The 17,414-nt window shown below is 61.8% G+C and carries 14 protein-coding genes; 8 read left to right on the top strand and 6 right to left on the bottom strand.

Annotated elements, in window-relative coordinates; translation table 11 throughout:
• The first annotated feature begins 163 nt into the window (after nucleotides 1-163).
• Together MU846_RS11785 and MU846_RS11780 are read left to right on the top strand one after the other, a co-directional pair.
• Nucleotides 164-670, top strand: a complete 507-nt coding sequence (locus tag MU846_RS11785; RefSeq protein ID WP_246952958.1) for a DUF3775 domain-containing protein — start codon at nucleotides 164-166, stop codon at nucleotides 668-670.
• A complete protein-coding gene (locus MU846_RS11780; RefSeq protein WP_246952957.1) occupies nucleotides 663-1,970 on the top strand; it encodes an iron-containing redox enzyme family protein in 1,308 nt (435 codons plus the stop codon). Before MU846_RS11785 ends, MU846_RS11780 begins: the two co-directional genes overlap by 8 nt.
• A 105-nt stretch (nucleotides 1,971-2,075) precedes the next feature.
• Here MU846_RS11780 and MU846_RS11775 read toward each other — a convergent pair whose 3' ends face one another.
• Nucleotides 2,076-2,762 carry a TetR/AcrR family transcriptional regulator gene (locus MU846_RS11775; protein ID WP_246952955.1) on the bottom strand — a complete coding sequence of 229 codons (687 nt, stop codon included), beginning with the start codon at nucleotides 2,760-2,762 and terminating at the stop codon, nucleotides 2,076-2,078.
• 93 nt (nucleotides 2,763-2,855) lie between these two features.
• Here MU846_RS11775 and MU846_RS11770 point away from each other — a divergent pair, with 93 nt between their 5' ends.
• A complete protein-coding gene (locus MU846_RS11770) occupies nucleotides 2,856-4,352 on the top strand; it encodes a flavin-containing monooxygenase (RefSeq protein ID WP_246952953.1) in 1,497 nt (498 codons plus the stop codon).
• 72 nt (nucleotides 4,353-4,424) lie between these two features.
• Nucleotides 4,425-4,676, top strand: a complete 252-nt coding sequence (locus MU846_RS11765; protein WP_246952951.1) for a YheU family protein — start codon at nucleotides 4,425-4,427, stop codon at nucleotides 4,674-4,676.
• 186 nt (nucleotides 4,677-4,862) lie between these two features.
• Here the strand turns inward: MU846_RS11765 and MU846_RS11760 are convergent, their stop codons facing one another.
• Entirely contained in the window at nucleotides 4,863-5,264 is a 402-nt protein-coding gene (locus MU846_RS11760) for an MAPEG family protein (protein ID WP_246952950.1), read from the bottom strand.
• The gene (gene mnmC / locus MU846_RS11755) at nucleotides 5,261-7,162 is read right to left on the bottom strand and encodes a bifunctional tRNA (5-methylaminomethyl-2-thiouridine)(34)-methyltransferase MnmC2/FAD-dependent 5-carboxymethylaminomethyl-2-thiouridine(34) oxidoreductase MnmC1 (RefSeq protein ID WP_246952947.1); all 1,902 of its coding nucleotides are present in this window, start codon (nucleotides 7,160-7,162) and stop codon (nucleotides 5,261-5,263) included. The genes MU846_RS11760 and mnmC overlap by 4 nt, the downstream gene beginning before the upstream one ends.
• Nucleotides 7,163-7,258: 96 nt before the next feature.
• On the opposite strand from mnmC, the gene MU846_RS11750 reads away from it, so the two are divergent.
• Nucleotides 7,259-8,140: an AEC family transporter gene (locus tag MU846_RS11750; RefSeq protein ID WP_246952945.1), complete on the top strand. Its 882-nt coding sequence runs from the start codon at nucleotides 7,259-7,261 to the stop codon at nucleotides 8,138-8,140.
• Here the strand turns inward: MU846_RS11750 and MU846_RS11745 are convergent.
• The gene (locus MU846_RS11745) at nucleotides 8,102-8,743 is read right to left on the bottom strand and encodes a hypothetical protein (RefSeq protein WP_246952943.1); all 642 of its coding nucleotides are present in this window, start codon (nucleotides 8,741-8,743) and stop codon (nucleotides 8,102-8,104) included. The genes MU846_RS11750 and MU846_RS11745 overlap by 39 nt on opposite strands.
• Before the next feature lie 119 nt (nucleotides 8,744-8,862).
• Nucleotides 8,863-9,204, bottom strand: a complete 342-nt coding sequence (locus MU846_RS11740) for a hypothetical protein (RefSeq protein ID WP_246952942.1) — start codon at nucleotides 9,202-9,204, stop codon at nucleotides 8,863-8,865.
• Between the two features lie 136 nt (nucleotides 9,205-9,340).
• Between MU846_RS11740 and MU846_RS11735 the strand changes: the two genes are divergently transcribed.
• The 3 genes from MU846_RS11735 to MU846_RS11725 all read left to right on the top strand — a co-directional run bounded on the left by MU846_RS11735 (nucleotide 9,341) and on the right by MU846_RS11725 (nucleotide 14,102).
• A complete protein-coding gene (locus MU846_RS11735) occupies nucleotides 9,341-10,585 on the top strand; it encodes an NADH:flavin oxidoreductase/NADH oxidase family protein (RefSeq protein ID WP_246952940.1) in 1,245 nt (414 codons plus the stop codon).
• A 177-nt stretch (nucleotides 10,586-10,762) separates the two neighbouring features.
• Complete coding sequence (locus MU846_RS11730) at nucleotides 10,763-12,997, top strand: patatin-like phospholipase family protein (protein WP_246952939.1); 2,235 nt, start codon at nucleotides 10,763-10,765, stop codon at nucleotides 12,995-12,997.
• Between the two features lie 757 nt (nucleotides 12,998-13,754).
• Nucleotides 13,755-14,102, top strand: coding sequence for a hypothetical protein (locus MU846_RS11725; protein WP_246952938.1), 348 nt, complete (start codon nucleotides 13,755-13,757; stop codon nucleotides 14,100-14,102).
• Here MU846_RS11725 and MU846_RS11720 read toward each other — a convergent pair.
• Nucleotides 14,096-17,206 carry an error-prone DNA polymerase gene (locus MU846_RS11720; RefSeq protein ID WP_246952937.1) on the bottom strand — a complete coding sequence of 1,037 codons (3,111 nt, stop codon included), beginning with the start codon at nucleotides 17,204-17,206 and terminating at the stop codon, nucleotides 14,096-14,098. The genes MU846_RS11725 and MU846_RS11720 overlap by 7 nt on opposite strands.
• Nucleotides 17,207-17,414: the final 208 nt, after the last annotated feature.

Below are 17,414 nucleotides of genomic sequence, written 5' to 3'. Positions count from 1 at the left end.
GATGCGGGTAATAACACGCACTTGTGAACGTCGCTTCGGTGTGCTCGGCTGTATTTGCTGTGCAGTTAACGACATTTAACGCGCCGCGCTTGAACGCAGACGCTGCCGCAGGGTCGATCCTTCAGGAGCCTTGCAAAGGCATGGCCAGGGCATGGAGGCAATGATGAAGGATCTTGATCCAGATGATGCGTGCTCATTGATTGCGTTGGCGCGGCGTTTTCAGATGCGCGAGCAGGATGTTGCCCAGATGCGAGAACAAGGTGGTGTGCCTGACACAGGGGCTCTTGGTACGGATATCTCTGACACGGATATCTCGGGCGCGGATATCTCTGCTGCGGATATGTCTGGTATGGCGGATATGTCTGGTATGGAGAGCCCGCCGCTGGCGGGCACCGAGCATAATGTGCTCGCGGAAGATTGCTGCGATCCGGTGGAACAGGAGGTGCGCTCATTGGTGCAAGGTCTTGGCCGCCCGCAGCAGCACGAGCTGGTGGCACTGATGTGGCTCGGCCGCGGCGATGCCGAGCCGGAAGAGTTTGCGGCGCTGGTGCAGCAAGCCAGAGATGATTTGCCGGCCGATGATGTGAGCGATTATCTGCTTGCCCACCCGCAACTGGCAGAATATCTCGGCATCGGGCTGGCGCACTTCGGGTATGCCTGCGATGAATGACGATGCCCCTGTCTGCCCGCGTAATCTGTATCTGGCACTGCGTGCCGGGCCGCCGGATGCAGCACTGAAAACGGCGGCGCGCCGCTATTTGCAAGCGGCCCTGGCGGCCGCCCGGCCCGCACCACTGGCCCGAGATGTGCCTTCCCTGCGCCGCGATCTGCTGGCAAGCAATCATGCCACCGGCCAGCGTTTTCAACGTTACCTGATGGCGCGTCGGGCTGGCATGCCCAGGCGATTCTTCCCACGGCGCGCACACGCATTGTCATTCATCCGGCACAGCGCTCCGACCAAACTTGTCGATGGCGCCTGGCTGCACGGGTTGCTTCGGTATTGGCAGGATGCCCGCTATCACGGGTTGCTACGCATCTACCTTGAAGAGCTGGGTGAAGGTTGCGCGAGCCGCAATCATGTTTGCCTTTATCAGCGTTTGCTGGCCTCACTGGATTGTGACGCCGGCAGCGAATTGCCGGCGCGTTTTTACCAGCAGGGCGCGCTACAGCTGTGCCTGGGCTGGCTCGCGGACGAGTTCATTCCTGAAGTCATCGGCTTCAATCTCGGCTATGAACAGTTGCCGCTGCACCTGCTGATCACCACGCACGAGCTGCGCGAACTGGGCATTGATGCTCGTTATTTTTCGCTGCATATCAGCATCGACAATGCCGACACCGGCCATGCCTTTCTGGCTACCGAAGCGGTGCACGCACTGCTCGGCAGCCGGCCAGGTGATGAAGATTACCGCCGGCTATGCCGCGGCTTTGCTCTCAATGACGTGGGCATCGGTGCGCAGGCGCTGGTGCGGGAATGTGATCTCGAGGCAGAGCTGGTGGCGATCTTTCGTCGCAAGCGCGCGGTGGGCCAGAACCTGCACGCGCCGCACTGCCGCTTGGGCGGCGAGCCGGTATCGGCCTGGCTGGCAGACCCGCATCGTGTGCCGGAGATGCTGCACCAGCTACGCCGCGATAACGCATTGCGACCGGGACAGCCGCTCACCGCGTGCCGCTTCGGCCGGCTGCTGGATATGGACAGCGGCGCAATGGCTGGCGTGTTTTCCGCGTATGAACAACAGTTGCTGGCGGATTGGCTCGGCGCGCCGGTGGCCGCCGCTGCCAGCCGGGCAACCCGCCCATCGCGCGCCGGAAAGCTGACGAGCGAGGGCGTCAAAGCGATGGCGCCACAATATAAGGCGCGGGCGGCCGAGCTTGCTCCCGAGGAGCTGCTTGACTGGATGTCGCCGGCGCGCCACTTCACGCCACTGGGGCTGGCGGCCACGCAGCGCTTCTGTCGTGCCTGGCACCACTGAACGGCATAGGAGCTGCTTTACCGGATGTCGCTAGTGCAGCCACGTCAGGCACCCGGCACTTTTGCCCGGCCTCGCTTTTGCCCTGTCCGGCACCGCTGAATGGCATCAGCCGTCGCTGGGCGACTCGCTGCTGGCAAGGTGGTTGTCTGCAAGATGCGTCGTGACGGCGACCAGAACGGTCTGTGCGGCGGCGACCACGCTCTCAAGCGGCTCCCGGTAGCCGGACAGCATCCAGCGCATGGCCATGTTCACCAGTGCACCGATCAGGCCGGTGGCGACCATGCTCTCGTGCAAATCATCTTGTGCCGTACCGGGATAAAGCGCTTGCCGTGTGCTGCGCAAAAACTGCGCGAACTCTTCCATTACCCGCCGATACTGCTGATCCACCATCGGGCTGACGCCGAGAATCTCGATCATGATCAACCGGGCGTGCTCGGGGTGATCGCGCAGGTAGCTGTAATAGCTGGTCAGCGCTGCTGCCATCAAGGTATCCGGCTGCCCCTGATGGGCGTTGAGGCTGGCCGCGATGCGTTCGCGCAATTGCGTGATGATGTGGGCATAGGCTTCACACAGTAGCGCTTCGCTGTTGCTGAAAGACTCGTAGAAATAGCGCTCGGTGAGGCCCGCCTCGACGCAGACCGCTTTCACGGTAGTGGCGTGGAAACCCTGGCTGCCGATCACGGCGACGCCGGCCTGGAGGATCTTGTGCCGGCGCCCGGCGCGCCGGGCCTCGATGCTGACGCCTCGATAAGCGCGGCCCCGTGGGCTTCTGGAGGGGGATGATGTGCTCATGGTGGCCATGTTGACATGGTGTGTTGTCAGAAGTAAAGTGACACGAATTGTTGTCAGATGGTGGCCGGCGTGCCACAGCGGGGTAGAACGAGGATGGAATCGGTCAAGCATACGAGCACAGCAACACTTGCGCAGGGCAAGGCGCCTGATGTGGAAGTAGCCATCATCGGCACCGGCTTCGCCGGGCTGGGCATGGCAATCCGGCTGAAGCAGAGCGGCCAGACGAGTTTCGTGCTGCTGGAGCGGGAAAGCGAGGTCGGCGGCACCTGGCGAGATAACCATTACCCCGGCGCCGCCTGCGATGTGCCGTCGCACCTTTATTCGTTTTCCTTTGCACCGAACCCGGACTGGTCGCGCAAATACCCGACCCAGCCGGAGCTTTATGACTATTTGCGGCGGGTAGCCAACGATCACGGGCTATACCCGTTCATTCGCTTCAATGAGACGCTGGAAAGTGCGCGTTTTGATGAAGAGAGCGGGCTGTGGGAAGTGAAGAGTACGGGCGGAGTGCTTACGGCACGCTCCGTGGTGATGGCCAGCGGTGGCCTGGCAGAGCCGAAGCTGCCGGATATTCCCGGTGTGGAAAATTTCCAGGGCAAGACCTTCCACTCGGCGCGCTGGGATCATGATTATGATCTCGCCGGCAAACGGGTGGCGGTGATCGGCTCGGGGGCATCCGCGATTCAGCTGGTGCCTGAAATCGCCAGGCAGGCCGGGCAGCTGGATGTTTATCAGCGTACGCCTAACTGGATCATTCCCCGCCAGGACAGGGCGTATCTGGGGGCGGAAAAGCAGTTGTTCCGCAAGCTGCCGCTGGCACGCCAGCTGCACCGGGCGGCGATCTACTGGGGCCACGAGAGCCGCGTAATGGGCCTGGTGCTGAATCCGAAACTGATGACGGTGTTTCAGAAACTTGCCGAATGGCACATTCGCCGCCAGGTCAAGGACGCAACACTGCGCGAGCGCGTGACGCCGGATTACACCATCGGCTGCCGGCGCATCCTGATTTCCAACGACTGGTATCCGGCCCTGCAACAGCCGAATGTGGAGCTGGTCACCGAAGGTATTCGCGAGATTCGCGCCAACAGTATCGTCACTGCGGATGGCCAGGAGCGCGAGATTGATGTGCTGGTATTTGCCACCGGTTTTTATGCCACCGAAAATCCGATCGCGGAAGTGGTCAGCGGCCGGAATGGCGAAACCCTGGCGCACGCCTGGCGCGATGGCGAGGAAGCCTACCTGGGCACCTTGGTAAACGGTTTTCCGAATCTGTTTTTCATCATCGGCCCGAATACTGGCCTGGGGCACACCTCGATGATTTTCATGATCGAAAGCCAGGTGGAATATATTGCCCGGTTGCTGGCGTTACGAGAGCGGCGCGGCGCCGGGCTGATTGAAGTACGGCCCGAGGTACAGCAGCGCTATAACGACCGGCTGCAAAAACGGCTCGGCAACTCCATCTGGGCGACCGGTTGCGACAGCTGGTACAAGCACCGCAATGGCAAGATCACGGCGCTCTGGCCGGGCTTCACTTTCGAGTTCCGGTTGCGTACCAGCCGCTTCAATCCGGGTGATTACCAACTGGGCTGATCGGTTGACGGCCTGACGAGACTGACCGCGCCAGCGTATACTGGCGTGGTCTTTTTTTTATGGTGTGACGTTATGCAAGTGCCCTGGCAGGATATCGCGCCGGATACACTGGCCAATCTGATCGAAGAATTCGTCACCCGCGACGGCACTGATTACGGTGCGGTGGAGATAGAGGTGGCGACACGGGTCGAGCAGGTGCGCCGGCAGCTGGAGCGGGGCGATGCGGTGATCTGGTTTGATCAGACCACCGAGAGCATTTCCATCTTCACCCGGCAGCAATTGCGCGAGCTGGGGCTTGCTGGCCCTGACACCAGCGATGGCTGAGGCGCCAGCAATGTTTTCAGACGCCAGCGATGCTTGAGACGTCAACGATGCTTGAGACGTCAGCGATGTTTGGGACGTCAACGACGCTTTGAGACGTCAGCACTACTCGGGAAGCCAGCGCTACCAACGAAGACGAGACGCCGGGCTCCCCGGCTTTCAAGGTCTGGTTTCCCGGCGTCGGCACGTTCAATAAAGCATATGCAGCAAGGCTTTCCAGATCAGTTGTACCGCCATCGCCAGCATTACCAGCCAAGTGAGCAGGATGCCGCCCTTGCGTGCATTACTGACGCCTTGTGGCTGCGCCAACCCCCAGGCGTGCAGCAGCCGGCCAAGGAAAAATACCCCGCCATACAAATGCAGCAGCACGGCACTGGTGCCCATATTTTCCAGTACGCTCAGGCTGATCAGCACAATCGGCACATATTCGGCTGCGTTGCCATGGGCACGGATGGCCTGGCGCAACGCAGCATCGCCGCCGTCGCCCAGTGATACCTGCCCGCGCAGGCGGCGCCGCACAACACTCGCAGCAAGGGCTAGCAGCAGGATCAGAAACAGGCCGGTATAAAGAGCAGTAACGGTCAGGATCATGGTGTCCACTCCGGTTGTTTTTTTCGTTTGCGAAGGATAAAGCGTTCGGGCGTCAGGGCATTGCGCAGTATCTTGTCCATCGGTGCGGGCTCGTCGTTGATCTGCGCTGCAATCAGCTCGGCGCACAGGGCCGAGCCGGTTATACCACGGCTGCCATGAGCGATGTTCAGATACAGGCCCGGCAAGTGAGTAATGGCGGCGCCCAGCAGCTGCGGCACCGGCCCGGCCAGCGGCAGGAAATCGGTACTTTGGCAGCGGAAGCCGACCCGGTGGCCGGCCAGCGCGGCCTGCGCGCCGCCCAGTTGCGCGTAATGCAGAGGCAGGTTGTCGGCCAGCTCGGCCAGATTGCGGGCATCGTCAGCGGCCTCGGGAGCAGGATCAAGCCGATGCAAATCAAACGTTGCTCCCACGCAATGCAATCCTTCTATTGCCGGCGTGAGATAACCGCTGTGGCAGATTGCCTGTGCCCAGGCACGGCTGGCTTCGGTGGCGCGATAATAGCTCACCTGGCCGCGAATCTGTTTCAGCGGCAGCCAGTGCAAGCCCTCGAACTGTGCCGCCGCTGCTGCGTTGGCGAGTACTACCGCATCGGCATGGTGCGGCCCGACCGATCGCGGCCCGACCGACGTACTGATGTGCCAGCCGTGATCGGCGGGCGTCAGGCCGGTGACGGTACACGGCTCCACAGTGATGCGTTCGTGCGCCAGCAAGTGGCGGCACCAGGCGGCCGGGTTGATGTAGCCACCAGCAGGCAGCAGCAGGCTATCGGGCGGCCAGCCTTCGCCCGCGCTGCGCAGGATTTCGGTCGGCCACAGGCCGCTGCCCAGTGCGGCGCGTTGCTTGTCACGGTGGCGCTGGTCGGGCGGGCATTGCACCACACCGGTGAGCGCACCTTGATCAACGCTGTACGGAAAGCGATACCGCGCCAGCCAGTGCAAGCTATGCAGATAGCTGCTCTGGTAAAAGCGGTTTTGTGCGGTGCCATGTGCGCTGGGGGTGGTGTAAATCACACCGGCGAGATTGCCCGATGCGTGCTGGGCGATGCCCGCCGGATCGCACACGCGCACCTGCCAGCCACGCTCGGCCAGCGCTCGTGCAGTGGTCGCACCGGCCAGTCCGGCCCCAACCACCAGCGCCTGGCCACGCAACGGCACCACCGGCTGCCAATGGCTGGGCCGCTGCCCGGTGAGCATCTCGCGTTTGCGGCCGAAGCCGGGCACACGGCCGACCTCAAAGCCTTGTGCCGCCAGCCCACGGCGCACAAAGCCGGCGGCGGTAAAGGTGGCAAAGGTGGCGCCCGGCGCGCTCAGGCGGGTGATGGCCTGAAACAGCGTCTCGCTCCACATGCCGGGGTTGCGCGCTGGCGCAAAGCCATCCAGAAACCAGGCATCAACTCGCGCCCGGCATTGCTGCAAGAGCGCCCCCGCGTCACCGAACAGCAGCGTCAGCGCGATGCGCCCCTGGCATAACCACACACGATGAAAGCCGGGCGTGAGCGCAGGATAGTGCGCCGCCAGCTCGTCGCTGATGTGGCGCAGCGCGGGCCATTGTTGCAAGGCACGGGTGAGGTCGGCACGGGTCAACGGATGTTTTTCCGCCGAGATGAAATGCAGCACGGTATCGTCGGGGGCGCTGTCGAGAAACAGCGCCGCCGCGCAGAGAAAATTCAGGCCGGTGCCAAACCCGGTTTCACCAATGACAAAGCGTGCCCCACGGGGCAAGGCGCGAAAGCGGGCCGGCAGCCCGTTGCCCTGTAAAAAGACATGCTCGGTTTCCGCCGGGCCGTCATCGCGAGAAAAGTACGGATCATCAAACACCCTGGCCACCGGCGTGCCGGCTTGCCAGTCGATCTGCGCCGGCTGTAGCGGGGCGAAGGTATCTGCCTGAGATTGCGTCATAGGGGAATCATTCCGTCCGTGCGCCAGCCGCGTGTTGGCGTCCTCATCGCGGGGCCACTATTATGCCCCACGCCTCCGCTGTTGATACCTTCCTTCATGATTGCGCAAATATTCAGCATTCTTGCTCCGGTGCTCACCTGTGTCCTGATCGGACTGGTCTGGGTGTGGCGTGGTCGTTCATACGATACCGGAATGGTCTCCACGCTGGTGATGTATATCGGTGCACCGTGCCTGATCATTGCATCACTCGGCAAGATTACGTTGTCTGCCGAGGCGCTGCTGGAAATCGCCTGGCTGTATGCGGCGGTGCTGATGATCACGGCACTGGTGGCCGGATTGCTGATCTGGTGGCTGCGGGCGCCGCCGCGTATTTATCTCTCGGCGATGATCTTTCCCAATACTGGCAACCTGGGGCTGCCGCTGACCATGCTGGCGTTCGGCGAGCAGGGACTGGTGCTTGGCCTGGCCTGGTACATGCTCAATTCCATCGGCCATTTTTCCGTGGGGGTGGTGCTGGTCAGCGGCAAAAGCCTGTGGCGGGAGCTGCTGACCAATCCGGTGGTGATTTCCATCTTCATCGCGGTGGCGCTGGTGGTGACGGAGTTGTCGTTGCCGGTTTGGGTGTTCAATACCACCGATCTGATTGGCGCCATTACCATTCCGATGATGCTGATTACTCTCGGCGTGTCGTTGGGGCAGTTGAAAATCGGCGGGCTGCGGCGCGCCACGCTGTTTGCGCTGTTGCGCTTGTTGCTTGGCTTTGCAGTGGGCTTTGCCGTCTGTGAAGCATTCGCCATCGAGGGAGTGCTGCGCGGTGTGGTGCTGATCCAGTCGAGCATGCCGGTAGCGGTGTTCAATTATCTGTTTGCGGTGCGCTACCGGCAGGGGGAGCAGGAGGTGGCGGGCATGGTAGTGATGTCCACCGCGCTGGCCTTTGCGCTACTGCCCTTGCTGCTGGGTTACCTGCTCGCCGGCTGAGGCATTGGCGTCGGCAAAATCAATCACCGCTTGGTGCAGGATTTCGTCAAGTGGGTCGGCCTGATCAGCCGGGCCGGTGATGTGCGCGCTGATGAACACCGGCGGCACGGCGGTCAGCGCCATCAGTGTGACCAGCGTGCGGCTGCTGTAGTGTTGCAGCAGCCGGCCGCGTGCCATGGGATAGGCCAGGCTGGCCTCGCCAGCGAGTGTTTCCATCAACGGCAGTACTTCCTGAGCGCCGTGGCGCAGGGCACGCTCGATCATGTCCTGGCGCTGCTGGCCATATTGCCCGGCGACGGCGCGACCCGGTGTCATGGTGTCCCAGCCGCCGGGAAACGGGAACAGCACCAGATCCAGCAACGTGCCGTCGCTGTTGCGATAACGCAGCAGGCGCAGCGGCTGATCATCCAGGCTCACCTCGCCCTGAAAATGAAAGCTGCCCAGTGTGGGCGGCACCTGCCAGGCCGACAGATCGGTTTCCGCCGGGGGAATCTGGCGGGGGATTTCATCCAGCGCAGGCACCGGCGCGGTTTCGATAGTGGTGCACGCGGCCAGGCCGAGCGTCAGCAAGGCAAGTGTGATAAGGCGGGGCAGGATGGTCATGGGGCAACGGTTCCTCGGCAGCAAAACGCCGACATTGTAGCGGTGCTGGCGCATTACGGCGCGGGCCGGGCTGACCGACGGCCCCAGAGCGCGGATCGAAGTGCACATCCGGGCGCGGGCTAGAGCGTCAATGCCTGAAGCAGATTCAACAATACGGCCGGCAGCCACGGCTCCAGTGCCGCCAGGCTACTGAGCAGCACGGCCGGCAGCAGGCCGGTCAGGGCGCCGCATTGCCGTGTCATGGCGGCCACGATGCCGAGCACCAGCGCAGCCAGCGCGCCGCCATGGCATAGCGCCAGGCCAACCAGGTGCCATTGCAGCGAGGCGAGGGCAAGGCAGGCGCCAGCCAGTGCCAGCAGCGCGCTCAGGCGCACCGGATACAGATAACGTGCCCGGCGCTGTCGCGGCAGAGCAGGCCGGCTGGCTGCGAGGGTGCCGCCGGTGGTGGTGAAACTCAGCATGGCGAATGTCCCGATCCGATCATTTTGTCTGGGGAGGGCAAGGCATAATGCGCTCTGATCTCCAGAGCAGACAGGGCACGAGAGTGCCAGGCCTGCTTTGCCAAAGCATGACAGACCCGACCGGCAGGAATATGACATGACGCAAGAAACGGTATCGATTGATCAACCTTTGACACTGCCTTGTGGCGTGGTGGTGAAAAACCGGCTGGGCAAATCGGCCATGAGCGAGGCGCTGGGCACGCGTGACAATCGGGTGACCGGCAAGCTCGCTACCTTGTATCGCCGTTGGGCCGAGGGCGGCAGCGGGCTGCTGGTCACCGGCAATGTCATGATTGATCGCCGTGCGCTGGGCGAGCCGAATAATGTGGTGCTGGAAGATCGTCGGGACATGGCGGCGCTGAAAGCCTGGGCGCAGGCGGGCACCGCCGATGGCACACAGTTGTGGATGCAGCTGAATCATCCCGGCAAGCAGAGCCCGTCGATGCTTTCCCGCCAGCCGGTGGCGCCTTCGGCGATCGGCTTTTCCAACCCGGCGCTGAGGCGTTTTTTTGCCACGCCACGAGCATTGACCGGCGCTGAAATTCAGAATCTCGTCACGCGCTTTGCCACCAGCGCTGCGCTGGCTCGCGAAGCCGGTTTCACCGGCGTGCAGGTGCACGGTGCGCACGGTTATCTGGTCAATCAGTTTCTGTCGCCGTTGCATAATCAGCGCGAGGATGAATGGGGTGGCTCGCTGGAGAACCGGATGCGGTTTGTGTGCGAGGTATATCGCGCTATCCGTGCCAGCGTGGGGGATGATTTTCCGGTATCGATCAAGCTCAATTCGGCGGATTTCCAGCGCGGCGGTTTTACCGAAGAGGAATCCATGCAGGTGGTGCAGCGGTTGGGCGAGCTGGGCATGGATCTGATCGAAATTTCCGGCGGCACTTATGAAAAACCGCGCATGGCCGGGCAAGATGCGCCGCAGAGCACCCGCGAGCGAGAAGCCTATTTTCTCGATTATGCCGAGCAGGTGCGGCAGCGTGTCAGCACGCCATTGATGGTCACCGGCGGTTTTCGCACCACCGCCGGGATGCAGGCGGCGCTGGCCAGTGGCGCCACGGATATGCTGGGCCTGGCGCGCCCGCTGGCGCTGGCGCCCGCCATGCCGCGCGAGGTGCTGGCCGGGCGAGCAGTGACCAGCGAGGTGAAGCCGATTCGCACCGGCATCAAGCCGGTGGACGATATGGCGATGATGGAAGTGTCCTGGTACACGCTGCAACTGGATCGCCTCGGCCGTGGCAAGGCGCCGCTGCCGGATGCCTCGGGGCTGGGGTCGTTGCTCAAGGTGCTGGGTGTGGTCACCTGGCGCCGGCTGCGTATGGGCCGGATGCGCGCCTGAGCGCACGCCGCTTTTTTACAACTGAATAGTGAACTGCACCCGGCTGCCAGGGCTGCCGGGTTGTGGTCGTTGCGGCCATGTTGTACAAGAAGTCGGTTGGCAGTCGCGGTTTGCTGGCCTGCGGGATGAGCCGAGCCTGGGGCTGCCCCCTCCTTTAGCGCTGTGGAGCAGTGGCCGATGGCACGGAAGCGCAGTCTCCTTCTCCGGGGTTTCCTTTTCTTTTTTCTGTTGCCCATGCTGGCGCCTGCGCAAGAGCGCATCGGGCTGGTGCTCAGTGGCGGCGGTGCACGGGGTTTTGCCCATATCGGTGTGCTTCAGGCGCTGGAGGAATACCATATCCCGGTGCACGCCATTGCCGGCACCAGCATGGGTGCTATCGTCGGCGGCCTGTACTCTGCCGGCAAATCGGCCAGCGAGATCGAACAGATCGCACGCACGACCGATTGGGCTTATGCCTTTACCGACCGCTCGCCGCGCCGAGACCAGCCTTATATCTTTCGCCTGCTCGATACCGGCCTGGCGGTGGATTACCGCCTCAACATTCGTGATGGCGGTATCGCGCTACCTCGCGGCCTGCTGCAAGGCCAGCACCTGACGCAAATTCTGGATGATCTGTTTGCCGACATTGATCGGGTCAGTGACTTTGATCGCCTGGCGATCCCCTTTCGTGCCGTGGCGGCGGATCTGGTCAGCGGCGACGCCGTGGTCATCCGGCAAGGGCGTCTGAGCACGGCGGTGCGCGCCAGCATGTCGATTCCCGGTCTGCTGGAGCCGGTGGAGTGGGAAGGGCGGCTGCTGGTGGATGGCGGGATTGCCAACAACGTACCGGTGGATGTTGCCCGGCAGATGGGTGTGGACCGGCTGATCGTGGTGGATGTCGGCACGCCGGCGCGGCCGGCAGATGAAATCCGCTCGGTGGTGGATGTGGTGGATCAGCTCACCGGGCTGCTGGTGCGCGGCAGCAGCCAGCGGCAGCTGGAAGCGCTGCAAGAGCAGGATATTGTGATCCGTCCGCAACTCGATAGCGTGACTAATTTACGTTTTGATGCCGTCGATGAATCGCTGGCGGCCGGTTACGCTGCGGCCATACAGACGCTGGCCGCCGGTGACATGCTGGGCTTGATGGTGCCGCAGGCTATCGATGAGCCGGAGGCGCACGAGGAGCACGAGGATCATAAGGAGCGCACCGGTGAAGTGGCGCACCTGCCGACCATTCATTTTATCGAAGTGGAAAACGATGGCCCGGTGGATGATCGGATCATTCGCAACCTGGTGCGCCAGCGTACCGGCGAGCCGCTGGATACAGCGCGCTTGCAGGAAGATATCTCGGCCATCTACGGGCTGGATTATTTTCGCGATATCCGTTACCGGGTGATCGAGCGCGATGGCCAGACCGGGCTGCGGCTGGTGGCCCGCGAGCGCCACGAGGGCAGCAACTTCCTGCGGCTGGGCTTCCGGGTGAGCGATGATTTCCGCGGCGATTCCGATTTTGGCCTGGGTGCAAGCCTGCGGCTGGCCGGGTTGAACCGGCTCGGTGGCACAGCGTTCTTTCGTGCCGATATCGGCACCACACCGCGCCTGGAAGCGCGCTTTGTGCAGCCGCTGGATTATCACATGCGCTACTTCATCGAGCCGCAGCTGTTGTACCAGGCTGAGCGAATTGATCTGTTCGATGAAACGGTGCAGGACGAAGCGCTGGCCAGCTACCAGCGCCGTGAACGACAGGCGGGCCTGGCCATCGGGCGGCAGCTGTATCGCCAGCGCGGCGAGGTGCGTGTCGGGGTAGTGCGGCGGCGTGGTGAGCTGGAATTTCGCAGTGGCACGGCGATGGGCGAGGGCCATTACGAGGACGGCTATTACGGCGCACGCCTGGGCTGGGACACGCTGGATGATCTGGCATTTCCCACCTGGGGCAGCCGCTGGTCGGCAGAGTGGCGCTGGCATGAGCCGTCGCTGGGCGCGGAACGCTCGGTGCGCCGGTTTATCGGTGAGGTCAGTATTGCACGCAGCTGGCGACGCACCACGTTCTTGCTGGAGGGCGATCTCAGTGTCAGTGACAGCGATCAGCTGGATATTGCCAACGTCGTCCCGATTGGTGGCTTTCTTGAACTCTCGGGCCTGGGGCCGCGCAGCCGTTGGGGTCAGCATCGTGCGTTGACGAGGCTGGTGGCGATGGTGTCGCTGGGGCAGGAAACGCCACTGCCGACAGCGCTGCCACTGTTTGCCGGCGCCTCGCTTGAGCGTGGCAACGTGTGGGAAAAGCACAGTGCCATGAGCGCGGGCAATGCGATCACGGCGGGCAGTATTTTTCTGGGCGCGGATTCACCCATCGGGCCGGCCTATCTTTCCCTGGGCGTGGCAGAAGGTGGCCATTACGCGGTCAATCTTTTTCTCGGCCAGTTGTTTCGTTAGCGGGCTGGCGGGCGCCTTGCCGGTGCAGACTACTCTGGTTACAGCGGGTTTGCTTGAATAGATTTTGGTTGAACCGGGGTTTGATCGAGCAGGGTTGCTTGAACAGGGCTTTGATTGAGCGGGGCTTTGATTGAGCGGGGCTTTGATTGAACAGAGCTTTGATTGAGCAAGGCTTTTGACAAGCAGGGCGAATTAAACAGAATCCCGGCAAGCAGGTTTTCAGAAAACAGAATTTAACTTATCAGGCTTTCGGTGCACAAACAGTCACGCACTCAGGGTGCATGAAAGCAGTTACAGTGTGGCGTTGTTCACTCACTGGCCGTTCATCAGAATTCTCCCTCGATGTGATCTCTTCGTTATTTTATCTTGCCGTTTTCTTCGTATACTCCGCATCAGTTGAATGCACCTTCCTGATAGTGTGATTTTTGTTGCTGCCTTAGCGCAGTTTAGATACGCCCCCGGCTTACCCACCGGGGTTTTTTTGCCCAGCTGCCCCGCGCCTTTATCGTCTTCCAGTCCCGTATGGCTCACTCCAGAACCTATGAAGTCTGGGCTCAAGAGTCCTCATCCACCGTTAGAGCCTCACGGAAATCGACGGTGCACCAAAAAATGATCGGTGTTTGGGACAACCCATTGGTGCTTTCGCGGATGTCGGAAAGAATTCCCCCGGAAATCGACGATAAACCGTTTTAGCCCCTCTCCCCTTGTGGGAGAGGGGTTGGGGAGAGGGGGGAGATTATGGCAAGGAAATATATACTTGGCACTTGATCCAGAACGAAACTGGCTAGCGCTCGGGATTTTTTTAGATATGGAATTTTTATGGAAATTTCTACTGAAGATAAGTAAAAGTGCAGCATGTAGCTGGCGTCGTGACAGCTGCATGTTGTGTAGTCCCCTCTCCCCCAACCCCTTATTCGCTTCGCTCACCCTTCGGGCCAGCCTGCGGCTGTTCTGGCTGCGTTTGTCCCACAAGGAGAGAGGGGAGAAAAAAATACCGGTATTTATGGCAACCATTGGTGCTTTCGCGAATGTCGGAAAGGGCTCTCCAAAAATCAACGATAAACCTTTTATTTTTTTCATGCCGGCCAGTGCCAGGCATCAATGAAAATCCCGTGATCGGGTTTTCAATTCAGCCAGCGCATGGCTTTCATCGCTGATGTGGCCGGCGAGCACATGGATCACGCCATCTTCGTTTTTTTCCAGCGTGCCTTTCACGACTAGCAGCTGGCCACTTAAAATGGCCTGCCGAAAACGCTCCTGAAGCGTGCGCCACACAATCACGCTGGTGTTGCCGGTTTCATCTTCCAGTGTCAGAAACAGCACGCCGGAGGCGGTGCCGGGCCGCTGCCGATTGGTAACGACGCCGGCCACGCGCACAAAACGCCCCTGGCTCAGATGGCGCAGGTCACGCGCTCGCTGGCAGCGCTGGAAAGCCAGCTGCTGGCGCACCAGTGCCAGCGGGTGACGGCCCAGCGTCAGGCTGAGGCTGCGGTAATCGGCCAGCAGGCTGTCCACTTCCGATGGCGCATCCAGGCGCACGTCATCACGCAGTGTGCCGTGCAGTGCTGGGCCGGCGGCTTCGAACAATGGCCGGGATTCTTCTATGGCGAGCATTTCCCACTGTGCCTGATGACGATGGCCAGTTAAACGGGGCAGGGCATTGGCGGCCACCAGTGCTTGCCGTTCACGGCGGCTCAGTTGCGCACGGGCACACAGATCGGCCACATCGATAAAGCGAGCCTGGCGCCGTGCCTGCACGATCCGTTCGGCAGCCTGTTCATTGAAACCGCTGATCTGGCGCAGGCCGACGCGCACGGCGGGCTGCACGCCCAGCGCCTGCCGCCGGGTATCTTCCAGGGTGTAATCCCAGTGGCTGTGATCGACACAGGGCGGTCGGATTTCAATGCCGTGCCGGCGCGCATCTTGCAGCAGCTGGGAAGGAGAGTAAAAGCCCATCGGCAAGCTGTTCAGCAGCCCGCAATAAAAGGCGCTGTTGTGGTGCCGCTTGAGCCAGGCCGAGACATACACCAGCAGTGCAAAACTGGCCGAATGGGATTCCGGAAAACCGTAACCGCCAAAGCCTTTCACCTGCTCGAAAATACGCTCTGCATAATGCTGGCTGTAGCCGTTGGCGAGCATGCCCTGAATCATTTTTTCACGAAACTGCATCAGCTCGCCGCTTTTGCCCCAGCGAGCCATGGCGCGGCGCAGTTGATCCGCTTCGCCGCCGCTGAAGCCGGCAGCGACCATGGCCATCTGGATCACCTGCTCCTGAAAAATCGGAATGCCCAGGGTGCGCGAGAGCACTTTTTCAATGCGTTTGTCCGGATACTCCACCGGCTCCAGCTTGTTACGGCGGCGCAAATAAGGGTGCACCATATCGCCCTGGATCGGGCCGGGCCGGACAATGGCGACCTGAATCACCAGATCATAAAAGCAGCGCGGCTTGAGGCGTGGCAGCATGGTCATCTGCGCGCGCGATTCCACCTGAAACACACCGACGCTGTCTGCCTTGCACAGCATGTCGTAGGTGGGTGCATCGTTCGCCGGGATATCCTGCATGGCGATCGGTGGCTGGCCGCTTTGCTGGCGATAGGCATTGATCATCCCCAGCATTTTGCGAATTGCAGTCAACATGCCCAGCGCCAGCACATCCACTTTCAGCAGGCCGAGGGTTTCCAGATCGTCTTTGTCCCACTGGATGATGGTGCGCTCGGGCATGGCGGCATTTTCGATCGGCACCAGCGTGGCCAGCGGCGGCTGGCTGATGACAAAGCCGCCCACGTGTTGCGACAAGTGGCGCGGAAACCCCAGCAGCTCGATCACCAGCGTCTGATACAGACGGGCCAGCCGGGTATCGTGCAGGCCCGCTTCGCGAAAGCGCTCCGGCAGGCTCTCGGGCTTGTCCCACCAGGCCAGCTGGCGGCTCAACAAGGCCAGCCGGTGCGGATCAAATCCCAGCGCCCGGCCGACATCGCGAATGGCGGAGCGCATGCGATAGGAGATCACGGTCGCGGCCAGGGCGGTGCGCTCGCGGCCGTACTTGCGATAAATGTACTGGATTACTTCTTCGCGCCGTTCGTGCTCGAAATCCACATCGATGTCGGGCGGCTCGTCCCGTTCGCGGGATAGAAAACGCTCGAACAGCAACTGGCTGCGGGAAGGATCGATTTCGGTGATGCCGAGGCAATAACACACCGCCGAGTTGGCCGCCGAGCCGCGCCCCTGGCACAGGATGCCCTGGGCGCGGGCAAAGGCGACGATGTCGTGCACGGTGAGAAAGTAATATTCGTATTGCAGCTCATGAATCAGCGCCAGCTCTTTTTCCACCTGTTCGCGCACGGCCTCGGGCATACCGCTCTCCGGCCAGCGCCGGGCGGCGCCCTGTTCCACCAGCTGGCGCAAATAGCCGGCGGGGGTGAGGCCCGCAGGCACCACTTCCTGCGGATAGTGGTAGCGCAGGGAGTCCAGCCGGAAGGTGCAACGTTCGGCAATGCGCAAGCTCTCATGCAGCAACGCGGGTGGATACAGGGTGCGCAAGCGTGGCAACGGGCGCAGATGGCGTTCGGCGTTGGCAAAGCGACGCGTGCCCAGTGCCTGCACTGTGGTGCGGTGGCGCAGGGCGGTCAGTACGTCCTGTAACGGCTGGCGCTCGGGCGTGTGCATATGCACATCGTTGCAGGCCACCATCGGTAACTGATGCTGATTGGCTAATTGATACAGGCGCTGGTAGTGCGCATGGTCGTCGCCTTCCTGAAGCAGGGCGCAGGCAATCCACAGGCGCTGGGGGAACAGTTCGCCCAGCCAGCCCAGATCACTGTCGGCTGCCGGCTCCGTGGGCAACCACAGGCACAGCAGGCGCTGGCTGTGCGCAGCGAGCAGCTCGCGCGGCAGGTGGTAGCTGCCTTTGCTGCTGTTGCGCCGGGCCTGGGTAATGAGCTGGCACAGATCGGCATAAGCGGCGTTGTCGGGCGCCAGCAGCACCAGCGAGGGGCCGCCTTCGGCCAGGCACACCCGGCTGCCGACAATCAGTTTCAGCGGTGTGTCGCGGGCGGCCTGCCAGGCGCGCACGATGCCGGCCAGCGAGCATTCATCGGTGATCGCCAGGGCGCTGTAGCCCAGCTCCAGGGCACGATGCACCAGTTCGTCAGGCTGGCTGGCGCCGGTCAGGAAGGTGAAGGATGAGGTGACATGCAGTTCGGCAAACATCGCGGCTCTCTGTCGGCTTCGCTATCAGCCACTTGATCAGCCTTTCCTTTGGCTTCTCTCTCAGTCTCTCCAGAATTTCTCCGTCGGTCTCGATTTCTCCGCCGATCTTTCACCGATCTCTCAACCGCTCTTGCCACCGGTTTCGTCATGCGGTTTTCACTCGGTGTGATGCAGGGGGCGTTCTATCGGGGCTTTCGATCCGGGCTTT

The sequence above is a fragment of the Alcanivorax quisquiliarum genome (assembly GCF_023051175.1).
GTDB lineage: Bacteria > Pseudomonadota > Gammaproteobacteria > Pseudomonadales > Alcanivoracaceae > Isoalcanivorax > Isoalcanivorax quisquiliarum.
This window is presented reverse-complemented; position numbering and strand designations above follow the sequence as displayed.

Coding starts and splice junctions, on each gene's coding strand:
- MU846_RS11735 (WP_246952940.1), top strand. CDS start 9,341: ATGACGCAAGAAACGGTATCGATTGATCAACCTTTGACACTGCCTTGT.
- MU846_RS11740 (WP_246952942.1), bottom strand. CDS start 9,204: ATGCTGAGTTTCACCACCACCGGCGGCACCCTCGCAGCCAGCCGGCCT.
- MU846_RS11780 (WP_246952957.1), top strand. CDS start 663: ATGAATGACGATGCCCCTGTCTGCCCGCGTAATCTGTATCTGGCACTG.
- MU846_RS11760 (WP_246952950.1), bottom strand. CDS start 5,264: ATGATCCTGACCGTTACTGCTCTTTATACCGGCCTGTTTCTGATCCTG.
- MU846_RS11770 (WP_246952953.1), top strand. CDS start 2,856: ATGGAATCGGTCAAGCATACGAGCACAGCAACACTTGCGCAGGGCAAG.
- mnmC (WP_246952947.1), bottom strand. CDS start 7,162: ATGACGCAATCTCAGGCAGATACCTTCGCCCCGCTACAGCCGGCGCAG.
- MU846_RS11775 (WP_246952955.1), bottom strand. CDS start 2,762: ATGAGCACATCATCCCCCTCCAGAAGCCCACGGGGCCGCGCTTATCGA.
- MU846_RS11730 (WP_246952939.1), top strand. CDS start 10,763: ATGGCACGGAAGCGCAGTCTCCTTCTCCGGGGTTTCCTTTTCTTTTTT.
- MU846_RS11785 (WP_246952958.1), top strand. CDS start 164: ATGAAGGATCTTGATCCAGATGATGCGTGCTCATTGATTGCGTTGGCG.
- MU846_RS11765 (WP_246952951.1), top strand. CDS start 4,425: ATGCAAGTGCCCTGGCAGGATATCGCGCCGGATACACTGGCCAATCTG.
- MU846_RS11720 (WP_246952937.1), bottom strand. CDS start 17,206: ATGTTTGCCGAACTGCATGTCACCTCATCCTTCACCTTCCTGACCGGC.
- MU846_RS11750 (WP_246952945.1), top strand. CDS start 7,259: ATGATTGCGCAAATATTCAGCATTCTTGCTCCGGTGCTCACCTGTGTC.
- MU846_RS11745 (WP_246952943.1), bottom strand. CDS start 8,743: ATGACCATCCTGCCCCGCCTTATCACACTTGCCTTGCTGACGCTCGGC.